General features: G+C 71.1%; 13 protein-coding genes. 7 read left to right on the top strand and 6 right to left on the bottom strand.

Going from position 1 to position 15,528, the window contains the following annotated elements:
• Nucleotides 1-18: 18 nt before the first annotated feature.
• From ACL02O_RS00455 to ACL02O_RS00445, 3 genes are all read right to left on the bottom strand, one after another.
• The gene (locus tag ACL02O_RS00455; protein ID WP_412815902.1) at nt 19-1,521 is read right to left on the bottom strand and encodes a glycosyltransferase family 87 protein; all 1,503 of its coding nucleotides are present in this window, start codon (nt 1,519-1,521) and stop codon (nt 19-21) included.
• Between the two features lie 119 nt (nt 1,522-1,640).
• A complete protein-coding gene (locus ACL02O_RS00450) occupies nt 1,641-4,430 on the bottom strand; it encodes a transglycosylase domain-containing protein (protein ID WP_412815901.1) in 2,790 nt (929 codons plus the stop codon).
• A gap of 194 nt (nt 4,431-4,624) precedes the next feature.
• Entirely contained in the window at nt 4,625-5,089 is a 465-nt protein-coding gene (locus ACL02O_RS00445) for a DUF5318 domain-containing protein (protein WP_412815900.1), read from the bottom strand.
• A 174-nt stretch (nt 5,090-5,263) separates the two neighbouring features.
• Here ACL02O_RS00445 and ACL02O_RS00440 point away from each other — a divergent pair, with 174 nt between their 5' ends.
• Complete coding sequence (locus tag ACL02O_RS00440; RefSeq protein ID WP_412815899.1) at nt 5,264-5,902, top strand: PadR family transcriptional regulator; 639 nt, start codon at nt 5,264-5,266, stop codon at nt 5,900-5,902.
• A 23-nt stretch (nt 5,903-5,925) separates the two neighbouring features.
• Entirely contained in the window at nt 5,926-7,005 is a 1,080-nt protein-coding gene (locus tag ACL02O_RS00435; RefSeq protein WP_412815898.1) for an inositol-3-phosphate synthase, read from the top strand.
• A 63-nt stretch (nt 7,006-7,068) separates the two neighbouring features.
• Here the strand turns inward: ACL02O_RS00435 and ACL02O_RS00430 are convergent, their stop codons facing one another.
• Together ACL02O_RS00430 and ACL02O_RS00425 are read right to left on the bottom strand one after the other, a co-directional pair.
• Nucleotides 7,069-7,548: a methylated-DNA--[protein]-cysteine S-methyltransferase gene (locus ACL02O_RS00430; RefSeq protein ID WP_412815897.1), complete on the bottom strand. Its 480-nt coding sequence runs from the start codon at nt 7,546-7,548 to the stop codon at nt 7,069-7,071.
• Between the two features lie 45 nt (nt 7,549-7,593).
• Entirely contained in the window at nt 7,594-7,998 is a 405-nt protein-coding gene (locus ACL02O_RS00425; RefSeq protein WP_412815896.1) for a hypothetical protein, read from the bottom strand.
• Nucleotides 7,999-8,158: 160 nt separating this feature from the next.
• Between ACL02O_RS00425 and ACL02O_RS00420 the strand changes: the two genes are divergently transcribed.
• Genes ACL02O_RS00420 through ACL02O_RS00405 form a run of 4 tightly spaced genes read left to right on the top strand, consistent with a single transcriptional unit; the run spans nt 8,159 to nt 11,853 of the window.
• A complete protein-coding gene (locus ACL02O_RS00420) occupies nt 8,159-8,671 on the top strand; it encodes a SigE family RNA polymerase sigma factor (RefSeq protein WP_412815895.1) in 513 nt (170 codons plus the stop codon).
• Nucleotides 8,668-9,765 carry a TolB family protein gene (locus tag ACL02O_RS00415; RefSeq protein ID WP_412815894.1) on the top strand — a complete coding sequence of 366 codons (1,098 nt, stop codon included), beginning with the start codon at nt 8,668-8,670 and terminating at the stop codon, nt 9,763-9,765. The genes ACL02O_RS00420 and ACL02O_RS00415 overlap by 4 nt, the downstream gene beginning before the upstream one ends.
• Nucleotides 9,766-9,803: 38 nt before the next feature.
• Nucleotides 9,804-10,325, top strand: coding sequence for an NfeD family protein (locus ACL02O_RS00410; protein ID WP_412815982.1), 522 nt, complete (start codon nt 9,804-9,806; stop codon nt 10,323-10,325).
• Between the two features lie 25 nt (nt 10,326-10,350).
• Nucleotides 10,351-11,853, top strand: a complete 1,503-nt coding sequence (locus ACL02O_RS00405) for a flotillin family protein (RefSeq protein WP_412815893.1) — start codon at nt 10,351-10,353, stop codon at nt 11,851-11,853.
• 60 nt (nt 11,854-11,913) lie between these two features.
• Here the strand turns inward: ACL02O_RS00405 and ACL02O_RS00400 are convergent, their stop codons facing one another.
• Nucleotides 11,914-13,374: a CCA tRNA nucleotidyltransferase gene (locus ACL02O_RS00400; RefSeq protein ID WP_412815892.1), complete on the bottom strand. Its 1,461-nt coding sequence runs from the start codon at nt 13,372-13,374 to the stop codon at nt 11,914-11,916.
• Between the two features lie 129 nt (nt 13,375-13,503).
• On the opposite strand from ACL02O_RS00400, the gene murJ reads away from it, so the two are divergent.
• Nucleotides 13,504-15,261: a murein biosynthesis integral membrane protein MurJ gene (gene murJ / locus ACL02O_RS00395; RefSeq protein WP_412815891.1), complete on the top strand. Its 1,758-nt coding sequence runs from the start codon at nt 13,504-13,506 to the stop codon at nt 15,259-15,261.
• Nucleotides 15,262-15,528: the final 267 nt, after the last annotated feature.

The following is a 15,528-nucleotide window of genomic DNA, read 5'->3' as shown; positions in this document are numbered from 1 at the left end:
GGAGCCCAGCCGGAGCGGTCAGGCGGTGACCGGCTCCGGCTGCGGTCGGCCGCCCACGCCGCGTGGGCGTGGCAGCCAGGAAACGTCGTCGGCACCGTCGAGGACGCCGCCGTCCGGGTCGTCCGCGTAGGTGCCGCGCACCGCGTCGCGCTCCGGCCGGAGGATGTCCCGGATCACGAAGCCGCAGAGCACCGCCACGGTGATCAGGCGCAGGCTGGCGGCGAGCACGAAGACACCCTCGGGGAAGACCGGCCGGCTGGTGGCCGCGCCGAGCAGCTCGCCGTAGAAGGCGACGAAGTAGCAGACCTCGGCGACCTGCCAGGCCAGGAACGCGCCCCAGCGCGGCCGGGCGAGCACCGCGAGCGGAAGCAACCAGAGCACGAACTGCTGGGACCAGACCTTGCTGAAGATCAGGAAGGCGGCGACCACCAGGAAGGCGAGCTGGGCGAGTCGGGGCCGGCGGGGGGCGAACAGCGCCAGCGCGACCACCCCGACGCAGGCCAGGCCGAAGAGCAGGTACGACACCCAGTTGAGGGTGGAGACGTGGGCGTTCAGCCACTCGAACGGCCCGAGGTCACCGGGGGTCGAGGGGCTGATCTTGCCGTCCAGGTACCGCCCGATGTACCAGAGGGTGCCCCAGTCGATGGGCCGGGTGGTGTTCAGGTCGAAGAACCGGCTCCAGCTGTCCCGGTAGGGGATCGCCACCGGCAGGTTGACCACGACCAGCGCCACCAGCCCGGCGCCGGTGGCGGTGAGCGCGGCGCGTAGCCGGCCGGCGCGCAGCCCGAGCACCAGGATCGGGCCGAGAAGGAACAGCGGCCACATCTTCGCCGCCCCGGCCAGGCCGAGCAGGACGCCGGCCACCGCCGGACGGCGTCGCGCCCAGGCCAGCAGCCCGAAGGCGGCCAGCCCGACGGCGAGCAGGTCCCAGTTGACGGTGGCGGTGAGCAGCAGGGCCGGGGCGAGCGCGAACATCGCCGCGTCCCACGGTCGTCGCCGGCGCAGGTTGAGGAGGACGGCGACGGTGGCCACGGCGAGGGCGCCGAGCACCAGCGCGTTGGCGTTGTAGAACCACCGGCCCTGGTTGATGCCCGGGTCGTGGACGCCGAGGGCGTGCACCGGCAGCCCGAGCGCGCCCATGAAGTAGCCGGTCAGCACCGGGTACTCCACCGGGTGGTCGGCGTAGGGCACCTTGCCCTCGTTGAGTCCCTCGGCGTAGTAGAGCGCCAGCACATCGGTGTAGCACATCCGCGTGTACTGGACGTTGTTCTGCCAGGCACCGTCCTGGCAGGGGGACTTCTGCACCCAGTGCAGGGCGAGGGTCAGGCAGACCAGGGCCAGCACGATCCGCGCGGCCGTCCAGAAGCGACCCTCCCGGCCGGCCGGCCGGTCCAGGGCGACCGCGTGGTCGCCGAGCGGACCGCCGAACAGTTCGGAGGCCCCGCGGACGAAGCCGTCCGAGCGGGACGGGTGGTCCGTGGTCCCGGTGTCGTCGATGCCGGCCGTCGACTGGGTGCTCATGGAGAGGCATCCTGCCGTACGTCGGGCCTCCACGTCCCGCCTCGACCGCAGATTTCCGGTGCGCGGAGACACCGACGGCGGCCGGGCCGAGGCCCGACCGCCGTCGTGCGGTGCCTACCTCAGTACGTCTGCCGTGGTGGTGTGGTCGGCAGGATGCCGCCTCCGCCACCACCGCCACCCGGCGGCGGCGGGAAGCCCGGCCCGTTGTTACCGCCGCCGTTGTTGCCGCCGTTGTTGTTGCCATTCTGGCAGAACAGGCCGAGCGGGTCCTGGCAGCCGGGCTGCGTCGGCTCGGGCGCCGGCATCTCGCCGTTGCCGGCCTCCTCGTTGCCGATGTGCGCGGCCGGCGGGAAGTCCAGCTTCTCCTGGCCCTTGAGGGCGGCGCTCATGAAGCGCTGGAAGATGGCGCCCGGCATCCGCGCACCGCTGATCTTGTTGCCGTCCTTGTCGACGATCGCCTTGCGGTCGCCCACGTTGCCGACCCAGACGGCGGTGGCCAGCTGCGGCGTGTAGCCGATCATCCAGGCGTCACCGTTGGCCGTGGGCTGCTTCGGGTCGCCGAGCTCCCAGGTACCGGTCTTCTCGGCGGCCTTCCGGCCGTTGTCCAGCTCGCGGTGGACGCCCTTCGGGTACTGCTCCAGCACCGAGGTGACGTCGGCGACGATGTTCTTGTCGATGCGCCGCTGCGGCTTGAGCTTCTCGCCGCCGACCACGTCCCACTTGCCGGTGCTCGGGTTCTGCTTCTCCACCTTCTTGACGAAGTGCGCCTTGTTGTAGACGCCCTGGTTGGCGAAGGTCGCGACACCGTTGGCGTGGTCCAGGACGGTGATCGGGTACTGGCCGTAGCCGATCACGTTGAAGAAGGGCGACGGCGCCAGATCCTTCGGGTCCCTCTTGGTCAGGTCGTAATCCTTGGCCGGGTTGGTGTCGGTCCGCCACATGGTGGTGACGCCGGCCTGCTTGGCCATGTCCAGCACCTTGTCCGCGCCGATCTTCTCAGTGATGTAGTAGAACGGCACGTTGTACGAGTGCAGCGTGGAGAACTCGAGGGTGCAGGAGTCGCCACAGGAGACCCGGTCGGAGCCGGCGTTGCTGACCTTGAACTTCGTGCCCTCCGGGGTGAACGCCGAAGCCTTCCACCGCGACTTGACGGAGATGTCGGCCTTGAGCGCCGCGGCCAGAGTGTAGATCTTGAAGCTCGAACCCGGGGAGTGGCCGCCGCTGAGCACGCCGTTGTCGATGTTCTTGCCGGCGTAGTCGGTGCCGGTGCCGTTGTCACCGCCGTAGTAGGCGCGCACCGCACCGGTCTTCGGATCGATCGCCACCACTGCGGCCATCAGGTTCTTCGGCTGCTTGTACAGCTCAGAGCCCTTCTTGGCCCGCTGGGCCGCGGCGAGCGCCGCCTCCTGCATCTTCCTGTCGATGGTGGTGGTGATCCGGTAGCCACCCCGGCTCAGCGCCTGCGAGCAGAGCGGCCGCTGCGGGGTGGCCGCGGCCTCGTCGTCGGTGCACAGGTTCATCTCGCGCATTTCCTGCGAGACATAGTTGATCACGTTGCCGTACGGCGTGTTGACGCCGAAGTCCGCCCCGTTGCCCTTCTTCGGGTCCCACTTCTTCACCGTCTTGGGGTACTCCGTGGGGTGCGGCGGTGTGCCGGGCGCGTCGAGCCACTTCTCGGTCATCATGCCCTGGATGACGTAGTTCCACCGGTCCAGCGCGGCCTGCGGGTTGATCGCCGGGTCGTAGCCCTTGTGCGTGGCGCTCGGCTCGGGCTGCTTGATCAGCGCGGCGAGCACCGCGGCCTCTGCCACGGTCAGCTGGTTGGTGTGCTTGCCGAAGTAGGTCTGCGCCGCGGCCTCGATGCCGTACGCGCCCCGGCCGAAGTAGATCACGTTCAGGTAGTGCTGCATGATCGTCGGCTTGTCGTACCGGTCGTTCAGCTTGGAGGCGAGGATCGCCTCCTTCACCTTGCGGCCGTACGTGTCCTGGTTGAGGTTGTCGAACGCGTTGCGGGCGTACTGCTGCGTGATGGTCGAGGCGCCCTGCTTGTCGCCGCCGGTGAAGTTGTTCCAGGCGGCGCGGGCGATGCCCTTGTAGTCCACGCCGGAGTGCCGGTAGAAGTTCCGGTCCTCGGCCGCGGCGACCGCGTGCTGCACGTACTCCGGGATGTCCTTGATGGTGATGAGCTGGCGGTTCTGGTCGCCGACCTTGGCGATGGCGGTCTTGCCGGTCTTGTCGTAGATCGTGGTCGACAGCGGCGGAATGGTGTCCTCGGGGAGGATGACGTTGGTCGAGTACCAGGTGAAGCCGACCACGCCGATGCCGGCGAGCATGATGAAGACGGCGAAGCCGGCGATCAGCATGTTGATCCGCCGACGCTTCTTCGCCCGGGCCGCCGCCCCCGGATCGCCACCGCGACCACCCCGGCCGGGTCCCGTCGGCCCGCCCGGCCCGCCCGGCCCGCCCGGTCCACCCGGACCGCCGCCCGCCATGCCGGGCACACCGGCGCGGGCCACCGCGGCCCGGCCGCCCACGGCCGCCGAGCCGACGCTCGCCCGACCGGCCGTACCCACGCTCGCCGCGCCGACCGAGGCCCGGCCGGCGGGACCCGCCGGAGAAACCGGGACCGAGGCGCGACCGGTGCCGCCGGGAGCCGGGGACACCGGCACCGAGGCGCGGCCAGCGCCGGCCCGCCCCACCGAGGCCGAGCCCGAGGCGCCGCGGGGCGCCGGGGCCGCACCGCCGACCGAGGCGCGCCCGCCGGACGCGCCATACGGCGGCACGGCGGCACGGCCCTCGGAGCCGGATGACCAACCATTCCCGCGCTGGCTCCCTGGCGAATCGGGGTCGCCGTTCGGGCCCGGGATCTGGGCCCGCCCACGCGAAGAACTGGGATCGCCGTAGTTCATTCCTCACACCCTGCCGGTCGCGGTGGGACGCGGGGGCGCCACCACCGGGTTGCCGTGAGCTGGAACACGAGACGCTACACCGCGGGCGTGCCGGGGCGCAGCCGTCAAATCCGACCCATTCGGACCAATCAGACGTCGTAGCTGTCGGATACGCCACCCACCCGCCTGGCGGGACTCGACCCGGACAGCCGAATTCACCGTTGCGCCTCTCGCCTTCGACGAGGGGTGGCACCGTTCGGGGCGGACGCGCCGCTCACCGCTTCCTGCTCCGATCCGTCCTCGACGCCGCTGGCCAGGCCGTCCCGGCCGAGCAGGAACTGCTCGACGAGATGGTTCCAGTCACAGCCGGGACACACCTCCACCACGAAGACCTGGAACTCACGCAGCGTCATCGCCAGGACGGGCAACTCCGCCCGGGTACGCGCCTGGCCGGCGGACTGCTTGAGCTCGTCGCCGTAAATGTAGTGGACGTGGATGAGGTTGTCGCTGCGACAGATCGGGCAGCGCTCCTCGGTCGGCTCGCCGTGGAACCGGGCGGCGTTCTTCAGGTACGGCGAGGCATCGCAGACGTCGTACGTGCCGATCCGGCCGGCGAGGAGCTCACGCAGCACCGCTCGCTTCTGAAGCGAGTAGTCGACGACCTGGCGCTGCGTACGCATGCGGCAAAGGGTACGCGGTCCGGCGGGGCGAGGCGACCACCGTCACGATCCGTGATGACAGAAGTGCGTAAACAGGGGTTTGCCCTGATCATGCGTCTCCGCTAACGTGCGATGTATCGGTCCGATACATCGCGGCGGTTACCGCTCCGCGCCGGGGGTAAGAAGGGGTGGCCCGTGCTCGAGTTCGCCATCCTGGGCCTCCTGCAGGAGGCTCCGATGCACGGTTACGAACTGCGCAAGGAGTTGACCGCCAAGCTCGGCGCCATCCGGGCGGCGATCAGCTACGGCTCCCTCTACCCGACCCTGCGCCGGCTGCAGGCGGCGGGCTGGATCGCCGAAGCCGCCGAGACGCCCGCGACCGCCGAGGAGGTTCCCGCGCTGACCAGCCGACGAGGTCGGGTGGTCTACACCATTACCGCGGAGGGCAAGGAACGCTTCGCCCAGCTGATAGCGCAGGCTGGGCCCGAGACGTACGACGACACGGGCTTCGGGGTGCACTTCGCGTTCTTCGCCCGGACCGACCAGGCCACCCGGCTCCGGATCCTGGAAGGTCGCCGTCGGAAGATCGAGGAACGTCGCGAGGGCCTTCGTGACGTGCTCGGCCGGGCGGCCGAGCGGCTCGACGCGTACACCCTGGAACTGCAACGCCACGGGCTCGACGCCTGTGAGCGCGAGGTTCGCTGGCTGGAGGAGCTCATCGCCAACGAGCGCTCCGGCCGAGCCCCGACGGTCCCGGAACCCGGGACGGCCGGCGGCCGACGAGAAAACGACAGCCCGCCCCCGCCTGGAGAGTCCAGGAAAGAGCGGCCGTGATGAAGAAGAAGGAGGCAGACGCTATGGGCTCCGTCCGCGTCGCCATCGTCGGTGTGGGTAACTGCGCCTCGTCCCTCGTGCAGGGCGTGGAGTACTACCGGAACGCCGACCCGAACGACCGCGTCCCGGGTCTCATGCACGTCACCTTCGGCGACTACCACGTCTCGGACGTGAAGTTCGTCGCGGCGTTCGACGTGGACGCCAAGAAGGTGGGCATGGACCTCGCCGAGGCCATCGTGGCCAGCGAGAACAACACCATCAAGCTCTGCGACGTGCCGCCGACCGGCGTCACTGTGCAGCGCGGGCCGACCTTCGACGGTCTCGGCCAGTACTACCGCGAGATCATCGAAGAGTCGGACGTCGAGCCGGTCGACGTGGCCCAGGCGCTGCGTGACGCGCAGGTCGACGTGGTCGTCTCCTACCTGCCGGTGGGCTCCGAGCAGGCCGACAAGTTCTACGCCCAGGCGGCGATCGACGCCGGCTGCGCGTTCGTGAACGCCCTGCCGGTCTTCATCGCCTCCGACCCGGAGTGGGCCAAGAAGTTCACCGACGCCGGCCTGCCGATCGTCGGCGACGACATCAAGAGCCAGGTCGGTGCCACCATCGTGCACCGCGCCCTGGCGAAGCTCTTCGAGGACCGCGGGGTCGAGCTGCTGCGCACGTACCAGCTCAACTTCGGCGGCAACATGGACTTCATGAACATGCTGGAGCGCAACCGCCTGGTCTCGAAGAAAATCTCGAAGACCCAGTCGGTGACCTCCCAGATCCCGCACGAGATGCTGAAGAGCGACGTGCACATCGGCCCGTCCGATCACGTGCCGTGGCTCGACGACCGCAAGTGGGCGTACATCCGCCTGGAGGGCCGCTCCTTCGGTGACACCCCGCTGAACGCCGAGCTCAAGCTCGAGGTGTGGGACTCCCCGAACTCGGCCGGTGTCATCATCGACGCCGTCCGGGCCGCGAAGATCGCGCTGGACCGGAAGATCGGTGGCCCGATCCTCTCCGCCTCCTCGTACTTCATGAAGTCCCCGCCGGAGCAGTACGCCGACCACGACGCGCACGCCGCCGTCGAGGCGTTCATCGCCGGCGAGGTCGAGCGCTGACGCGCTGACGAGCAGCGAAAGGGGCCGGGTCCGCACGGACCCGGCCCCTTTCGTCGGCGTGCGTCAGGACCAGGCGTGGCGCAGCGCCACCGCCGCCTCCAGCTCCAGCAGGGTCACCTTGCGCGGCAGGCCGCCGCCGAAGCCGACCAGCTTGCCGCCCGCCCCGACGATCCGGTGGCAGGGCACGATCACCGGGATCGGGTTGCGGTTGCAGGCCACCCCGACCGCCCGGGCCGCCCCCGGGTCACCCACCGCCTTCGCCACCTCGCCGTAGGTGAGCGTCTCGCCGTAGGGGATGCGGGTCATCTCCCGCCACACCGCTCGCTCGAACTCCGAACCGCGCAGCACCGCCACCGGGACGCTGAACTCGGTCAGCTCCCCGGCGAAGTAGTCACGCAGCTCGGCCAGCACCCGACCGGCGAGCTCGTCGCCGGGCTCCTCGGTCGCCGACTCCACCCGCCCGAAATGTGCCGCGCGGACGGCCACGCCGTCGGTGGCGACGGAGAACTCGCCGATCGGCGAGTCGAGCACGGTCCAGCGCATGAAACCGATTGTCCCTCCGCTGCCCCTGCCGCCACCACCGGGCCGTCAGAGCAGCGCGACACCGAGCAGCACCGCGCCGACGCCCAGGCTCACCCCGCCGGCCACGGTGAGCCAGATGAGCCGGTTCGGCCGGGTGTCCGCGGGACCGGGCACGGAGAGGAAGAAGCCCAGCGGCATCAGGATCGGCCCCGCGACCAGCAGCGTCCGAATCAGCGTGCGCATGCCGTCGGACGCTGCGGTCTGGTCGACGTAGGGCAGCGCGACCAGGACCAGCAGCACGAGGACGCCGGCGTGCGCGTGGCCGGCCGTCCACAGTCCGCGCCGGACCGGGTTGTCCAGGTAGCCGGGCCGGCGTCGGGCCAGGTGAACGAGGAGGGTCAGGCCGCCGTAGGCGACCGCCACAACGGTGATCAGCAGGATCCCCGCAGTGGTACGGGTGTCGGACGACATCACTCTTCTCCGTCCCGTCCGGTCGGCGGGGTAGCCTGACGGGCCACACAGTGTGAACCCTTCACCACCGGGCGGCGTCGCGGCTCGTCGGGCCGAACTTTCTGCGCCGATGAGGCAAACTTCCGCAGCCGGACCGCGTCTGAGGTACCGGAGGTGGACGGTGGCAGAGGTCATCGACGGGGAGTTCACCGCGTTCGTGACGGAACGGGGTCCCGCCCTGCTCCGGGTCGCGTACGCGCTCGCCGGCAACCAGCACGCGGCGGAGGACCTGCTGCAGAACGCGTTGGCCAAGGCGTACGCCCGCTGGCCGCGGATCCGGGGCGACGCCGAGCCGTACGTGAAACGAATCCTCTACCACGACCAGGTCTCCGGTTGGCGACGGCGCGGGCGACGCGCGGAGGTCCCGGTGGCGGAGCTGCCGGAGCGGGCGGCCGTCGGCCCCGACACCGACCTGGGGCTGCTGCTGCGAGAGGCGCTGCGGGCGCTGCCACCCCGCCAGCGGGCCGTGCTGACCCTCCGCTACCTGGAGGACCTCAGCGTCGAACAGACCGCCGCCCTGCTCGGCTGCCGGGCCGGCACGGTGGCCAGCCAGAGCGCCAAGGCCCTGACCCGGCTCCGGCAGCTGGTGCCCGGCCTGGACGAGCTGACCCACCGTGCGGAGGTGACCCGATGACCAGGACGCTGGACGAGACGCTGCGGGCGGCCGTGCTGGACCTCGCGGACGGGGCGGGGCCGGTGCCCGACCTCGCCGCCCGCGCGCTCGACCGGGGTCGCCGGCTGCGCCGTCGCCGCCGGGTTGCCACGGCCGCCGCCACGCTGGTGGCGGCCACCGCGATGACCCTGCCCTTCGTGCTGCTCCGACCGGACCCGCCCACCCCGCCCGCGACGCCGACCCCGACGGTCACCCCCTCCCCGACCCGGCTGGCCGCGCCAGGGGCGGACTGGGCCACGAAGCCGCTGGTACTACCCGGTGGCTGGGTGGTGACCCGGGCGCAGCGCGCCGGCGGGTCGGGCTACGGCTTCCTGCTGGACCGGAAGCGGGGCCGCTACATTACGACCGACCGCTACGACGGCATCTTCCCGGCGCCCACCGGTTCACTGGTCGCGATTCACGACGACGACCGGCCGAAGGACGTCGGCCTGATCGACCTGGCCAGCGGGAAGACCCGGTGGTACCGGGTCGATGGCGCGCTCTCCGTGCCGCGCTGGTCACCGGACGGGCGGCGGCTGCTCTTCACCACCCACCGGGTCGACCACTTCGGCTTCATCGTGCTGGACACGGACGGCACCAGGAAGACCCATCTGCTGAACGGCCCGCTGGGCTGGCCCTGCGCCAACTTCTGCGACTTCATCTGGTTGCCGAACGGCCGGGAGGTGGGGCTCACTCTGGCCGCCCGTAAGGGACCGGAGAGCTCCCCGCGGGATCTCGCCAAGGGCGTGCAGGTCTTCTCAGCCGACGATGGCCGGCCCACCCGTCTGATCACCATGCCGGGTGAGCCCGCCCGCCCGGAGGCCTGGTCACCGGACGGGAAGCTCGTGGTCGTGCAGGGGCAGCAGGAGCCGTTGCTGGTGGAGACGGCGACCGGCCGGGTGGTCAACCCGCTGCCTTCCGCCGACGTCGTCTGGGTCGGCGACGACCGGCTGCTCTACCGTCTTCCCTTCGGGGCCGGAGACTTCGCGCTCGCCGATCCGGCCGGCCGGACACTGGTCCGCCAGCCGCTACCGAGGAAGCTGGTCGATCTTGAGTTGACCGTCGCCCCGGGCTGACCGTTCGGCCGGTCCGGACCTTGCGTGTCGTCGATACCGTGCAGGTCGTGGCCACCGGGACGCTCATTTTCCTGATCATCGGCGGTGCCGGGGTCGCCGTGCTGGCCCTCGCGCTGGTCGGCTCGGGGCTGTTGCAGATCGGCCACCCTGACGTCGACGGCCCGGTGTCGCTGGAGGCGGTCGCCGGGTTCACCGGCACCTTCGGCTTCGGCGCCGCCATCGTCAACGAGCTGCTCGGCGGGCGTACCCCCGGAATGGTCGCGGCGGCGGTGGCCGGTGGGGCGGTCGCCGCCGTGCCCACCGCCTGGCTGGCGGCCCGGCTCAGCCGGGCGGCCCGCAACATGCGGACCGACACCACCCCCACCCGGAACCACCTGGTCGGTGCGACCGGCCTGGTGGTCACCCCGATCCCGGCCGACGGCTACGGCGAGGTGCGGGTGCGGCTCGCCGGTCAACCGGTCAAGCTCAACGCCCGTGCCGACCATCCGCTCCCGGTCGGCACCCGGATCTTCGTGGTCGAGACGCTCAGCGAGACCAGCGTGCACGTCGAGACCTACTGATTCCTTCGCACAGACGGGAACGCCCATGCCTCTGCTCGTCGCCATCGGCGGCGCGGTCCTCCTCGCCGTCCTCCTCGTCCTGTTCGTGCTCTCCCGGATCAAGGTGGCCGGTCCGAACCAGGCGTTCATCGTCACCGGCCGCAAGGGTCGGACCACCCAGACCGCCGACGGCGGGCGGTCCACCGACATGTCCGGGCAGAAGGTGGTGCTCGGCGCCTCGGTCTTCGTCCTGCCGGTGGTGCAGAAGCTCCAGTCCCTCGACCTGTCCAGCCGCCGGATCGACGTCAGCATCCGGGGCGCGGTGAGCAAGCAGGGGATCCGTACCGACCTGCACGGCGTCGCCATCGTCAAGGTCGGTGGCACCGAGGACGCGATCCGCGCCGCCGCCCAACGCTTCCTGCACCAGCAGGATGAGATCGACAACTTCACCCGGGAGGTGCTGGCCGGCGCGCTCCGCTCGATCGTGGGTCGGCTCACCGTCGAGGAGATCATCCGGGACCGGGCGGCGTTCGCCAGCGCGGTCGCCGAGGAGGCCGAGCACTCGATGACCAACCAGGGCCTGGTGCTGGACACCTTCCAGCTCCAGGACATCCTGGCCGAGGGCTCGTACCTGCAGGACCTGGGCCGGCCGGAGGCGGCCCGGGTGCTCAAGGACGCGGCCATCGCGGAGGCCCGGGCCCGCCAGCAGGCCGAGCAGGAGCGGCTGCTCGCCGAGGAGGCGATCGCCGAGGCGAACCGGAACCTGGCGCTCAAGCAGGCCGCCATCCAGGCCGAGATCGACGCGGCGAAGGCGAAGTCGGCGGCGGCCGGCCCGCTCGCCCAGGCCGAGCGGGACCAGGCGATCCTCTCCGAGCAGCAGAAGGTGGCCGAGCGGAACGCCGAGCTGAAGCAGCGGCAGCTCGACACCGAGGTGCGCAAGCCGGCCGACGCGGCCCGCTACAAGGTCGAGCAGGAGGCCGAGGCGGCCCGCAACGCGGCGGTGCTCAGCGCGGACGCCCAGCGGCAGGGGACCATCGCCGCCGCGCAGGCCGCCGCCGAGCAGGCCCGCCTCACCGGTGAGGGCGAGCGGGCCCGCCGGGCCGCGCTCGCCGAGGCGAACGCGATCGAGGGCGCCAAGGAGGGTGAGGCCGAGCAGCGCCGGCGCAGCGCGATCGCCGAGGCGGTCGAGCGCGAGGGCCAGGCCGAGGCGGCGGCCATCCTGGCCAGGGGACAGGCCGAGGCCGACGCGATGGCCCGCAAGGCCGAGGCGTTCGCCGCGTACGGCGAGGCCGCGGTGCTGGACCTGCTGGTCAAGGTGCTGCCGCAGGTGGTCGAGGCGGCGAGCGCCCCGATCGGTGCGATCGACAAGATGACCGTCATCTCGACCGACGGCGCTTCCTCGCTGACGAAGTCGGTGGCCGGGAACGTGGCGCAGGGGCTCCAGCTCGGCAGCGACCTGACCGGCATCGACCTGGCCGGCCTGCTCGCCAGGCTCGGCAGCGCGCACGGCAACGGCAACGGCAGTACCAAGCCCGCCGTCGACGCCTGACCGGCAAAGAAGGCCCCGGTACGACGCCAGTCGTCGTACCGGGGCCTTCTCAACAAGCAGTCAGGAGATGACGCCCTGTTCCCGGGCCCAGCGCAGCAGCTCCGCCTCGGCCTCGTCGCGGTCCAGCGGGCCGCGCTCCAGCCGCAGCTCCTTGAGGTGCTGCCAGGCCTTCCCCACCACCGGTCCCGGCGGTACGCCGAGCAGCTCCATGATCGCGTTGCCGTCCAGGTCGGGGCGGACCCGGGCCAGGTCCTCCTCGGCGGCGATCCGGGCGATCCGCTCCTCCAGCGCGTCGTAGTCCGAGGCGAGCTGGGCCGCCTTGCGCCGGTTGCGGGTGGTGCAGTCGGAGCGGGTCAGCTTGTGCAGGCGGGTGAGCAGCTCGCCGGCGTCGGTGACGTACCGGCGGACCGCCGAGTCGGTCCACTCGCCCCGGCCGTACCCGTAGAAGCGCAGGTGCAGGCCGACCAGCTTGACCACCTGGGACGTCACGTCCTTGGGGTAGCGCAGCGCCTTCAGCCGGGTCTTGGTCAGCCGGGCGCCGACCACCTCGTGGTGGTGGAAGCTGACCCGGCCGTCCGGGCCGACCGCCTTGGTGGCCGGCTTGCCGACATCGTGCATCAGGGCGGCCATCCGCAGCACGAAGTCGCAGCCGTCCTCCTCCAGCGCCATCGCGTTGCTGACCACGGTGAGGGTGTGCTCGTAGACGTCCTTGTGCTGGGCGTGCTCGTCGATGGTCAGCTTCAGCCCGGTCAGCTCGGGGAGGAACCGCTCGGCCAGCCCGGTGTCGACCAGCAGCCGCAGCCCGGTGATCGGGTCGGCGCCGCAGAGCAGCTTGGTGAACTCGTCCCGGATCCGCTCGGCGGTGATCCGGTCCAGGTCCTCGGCCATCCGGGTCATCGCCGTGCGGACCTCGGGATGGACCGTGAAGCGCAGCTGGGCGACGAACCGGGCCGCGCGCAGCATCCGCAGCGGGTCGTCGCCGAAGGACTCCCGCGGCGTGCCCGGGGTACGGATGATCTTGGCGGCCAGGTCGGCGAGGCCGCCGTGCGGGTCGGTGAACCGGTGGTCGGGGACGCTGACCGCCATCGCGTTCACGGTGAAGTCGCGGCGCTTCAGGTCGTCTTCCAGGCTGGTGCCGTACTCGACGATCGGGTTGCGACTGACCTGGTCGTACGCCTCGGCCCGGAAGGTGGTGATCTCCAGGCGGAGCCCGTCGCGCTGACAGCCGATGGTGCCGAACTCCCGCCCGGTCTCCCAGATCGACTCCGCCCAGCCCCGGACGATCCTCAGGGTCTGGTCGGGGTGGGCGTCGGTGCAGAAGTCGAGGTCCTCGCCGAGGCGGCCGAGGAGGGCGTCGCGCACCGACCCGCCCACCAGGTGCAGTTCGTGACCGGCCCGGGCGAAGCGCCGGCCCAGCTCATCGGCGACCGGTGAGACGCGGAGCAGTTCGGCGACGGCGTTGCGCTGCGCAGCGGTCAGCTCACGGCGGTCGACGGCGTGGGATGCGGAGGCTTCGGACATGGGATCGCCAGACTATCGGTCCGGGACGGGATCAACCGCGCCGGGCGCGGGTAAGCCACCGAGGTTGACTATCGTCTTGGGCGTGCGGGCCCGGAGGTCCGGCTCGGACGTACCCCTGGGAGGCTGGAGATGAGCGGCGGTCTCTACCGCAGCGCCAACGCGCACAGCGGCGGCCGACCGCCGGAGGACGAGGCCACCTTCATCTCGGCCGAGCCGCTGAACCAGCCGGCGGCGGAGGCCGTGGCGCCGCCGCAGGAGGTGGTCGCCGAGACCAGCGCCGCCGCGAACAGCGCGGTGATGGCGGTCGGGAGCCTGGTCAGCCGGGGTACGGGCTTCATCCGCAACCTGATGATCGGCGCCGCCCTCGGCGGCGGCCTGGTCGGCAACGCCTACACCACCGCCCAGTTCCTGCCCAACCAGGTGTACGAGTTCCTGCTCGGCGGGGTGCTCACCAGCGTGCTGATCCCGGTGCTGGTGCGCCGCCGCAAGGTCGACCCGGACCGGGGCGAGGCGTACGCCCAGCGGCTGCTCAGCCTGGCGGTGATCGCGCTGGCCGCCGCCGCGCTGATCGCGGTGATCCTGGCGCCGGTGCTGACCGCGCTCTACGCCAGCGGCAAGGGCCCCGACTACACGGGCCTGGTCAACAACCTGTCCTACCTGATGCTGCCGATGCTGTTCTTCACCGGAGTGAGCGCGCTGATCGCTGCGGTGCTGAACACCCGGGGGCACTTCGCCGCGCCGATGTGGGCGCCGATCCTGAACAACCTGGTCGTCATCGGCACCTGCGCCCTCTACATCGCGGTCTTCGGCGCGAAGATCCTCAAGCCGGCGGAGATGGGCTGGGGCCGGATCCTGCTGATCGGCGGCGGCACCCTGCTCGGCGTGGCGGTGCAGGCCGCCGGGCTGCTGCCGGCGCTGCGCAAGGTTGGCTTCCGCTGGAAGTGGCGGTACGACTTCCGCGAGCTGGGGCTGCGCGAGCTGGCCAAGCTCGGCGGGTGGATGTTCTGCTACGTCGCGGTCAACCAGCTCGGCCTCTTCGTGGTGGTCAATCTGCTCACCAGGGCGGCCGGCGACGACGGCGACGGCAAGAGCCGGGCCGGCATCCTGATCTACAACAACGTCTTCCTGCTGCTGATGATGGCGCACGGCATCATCGCCGTCTCGATCATCACCGCGCTGATGCCCCGGATGAGCGCCTCCGCTGCGGACGGCCGCTTCCGCGACCTCACCGCCGACCTGTCCCGGGGCACTCGGATGGTCACCGCGGTGCTCGCCCCGGTCGCCATCTGCTACGCGGTGCTGGCCGGCCCGATCGCCCGGGTCGTCTTCCAGTACGGCGCATTCAGCGGCGCCAACGCCCGCGCGACGTCGACGGTGCTGCTGGTCGCCGCGGTGGGCCTGGTCCCGTTCGCGATCAGCCAGCTCTTCACCTTCGCCTTCTACGCGCTGCCCGACACCCGCACCCCAGCGTTGGTCAACATCCCGGTGGTGGCGCTGCGGGTGCTGCTTCAGGTGGGGCTCTTCCTCGCCTTCTCGGCCACCTTCGCGGCGGCCGGCATGATGCTCGGCAACGCCGTCTCGTACCTGGCGGCGGCGATCGTCTCGGCGGTACTGCTGCGTCCCCGGGTGGGTCGGATCGGGCTCGGCGGGATCATGCGCACCATGGGCCGGGTGCTCGTCGCCGCGCTCGGGGCGGCGCTGGTCGGCCTGCTGGTGGTGAAGCTGCTGCCCGGCGACCCGGCAGACCTGAGCTGGCTCGCGGCGGCCGTCCAGTTGGTGATCGGCGGCGCGGTGATCGGCGCGACGTATCTCGGGCTGGCCATGGTGCTGCGGATCGGCGAGATCACCGAGGTGGTCGGCATGGTGCGGCGTCGCCTGGGTCGCTGACCGGCGCTGATGACGGACGGTGAACGAGGATCACCAGCCTGGGGATACGGCTGTGGATAACTCGGACTTGCGCCGCCCAGTGGACCTCTCGGCCTGTGGACAACCATCCGTAAGGATGAGGGTGGGTGGCCCGATCCGGGGGAATGCCCAGCTGAGTTGCACGGCCGCAGACACCGGTGTGCCCCTGCGCCGACTACTTGCCGTCAACCTCTAGATTGGCTGGAGCGTGTTGTCAGTGACGAGGCTGGACGCGACCGAATTGCGGTC

Origin of the sequence: Micromonospora mangrovicola, assembly GCF_047200535.1 — a bacterium.
In the GTDB taxonomy this organism is placed as follows: domain Bacteria; phylum Actinomycetota; class Actinomycetes; order Mycobacteriales; family Micromonosporaceae; genus Micromonospora.
This window is presented reverse-complemented; position numbering and strand designations above follow the sequence as displayed.

Excerpts from the sequence above, each read along its gene's own strand:
- ACL02O_RS00455 (WP_412815902.1), bottom strand. The coding sequence starts at position 1,521 with ATGAGCACCCAGTCGACGGCCGGCATCGACGACACCGGGACCACGGAC.
- ACL02O_RS00450 (WP_412815901.1), bottom strand. The coding sequence starts at position 4,430 with ATGAACTACGGCGATCCCAGTTCTTCGCGTGGGCGGGCCCAGATCCCG.
- ACL02O_RS00445 (WP_412815900.1), bottom strand. The coding sequence starts at position 5,089 with ATGCGTACGCAGCGCCAGGTCGTCGACTACTCGCTTCAGAAGCGAGCG.
- ACL02O_RS00435 (WP_412815898.1), top strand. The coding sequence starts at position 5,926 with ATGGGCTCCGTCCGCGTCGCCATCGTCGGTGTGGGTAACTGCGCCTCG.
- ACL02O_RS00430 (WP_412815897.1), bottom strand. The coding sequence starts at position 7,548 with ATGCGCTGGACCGTGCTCGACTCGCCGATCGGCGAGTTCTCCGTCGCC.
- ACL02O_RS00425 (WP_412815896.1), bottom strand. The coding sequence starts at position 7,998 with ATGTCGTCCGACACCCGTACCACTGCGGGGATCCTGCTGATCACCGTT.
- ACL02O_RS00415 (WP_412815894.1), top strand. The coding sequence starts at position 8,668 with ATGACCAGGACGCTGGACGAGACGCTGCGGGCGGCCGTGCTGGACCTC.
- ACL02O_RS00405 (WP_412815893.1), top strand. The coding sequence starts at position 10,351 with ATGCCTCTGCTCGTCGCCATCGGCGGCGCGGTCCTCCTCGCCGTCCTC.
- ACL02O_RS00400 (WP_412815892.1), bottom strand. The coding sequence starts at position 13,374 with ATGTCCGAAGCCTCCGCATCCCACGCCGTCGACCGCCGTGAGCTGACC.
- murJ (WP_412815891.1), top strand. The coding sequence starts at position 13,504 with ATGAGCGGCGGTCTCTACCGCAGCGCCAACGCGCACAGCGGCGGCCGA.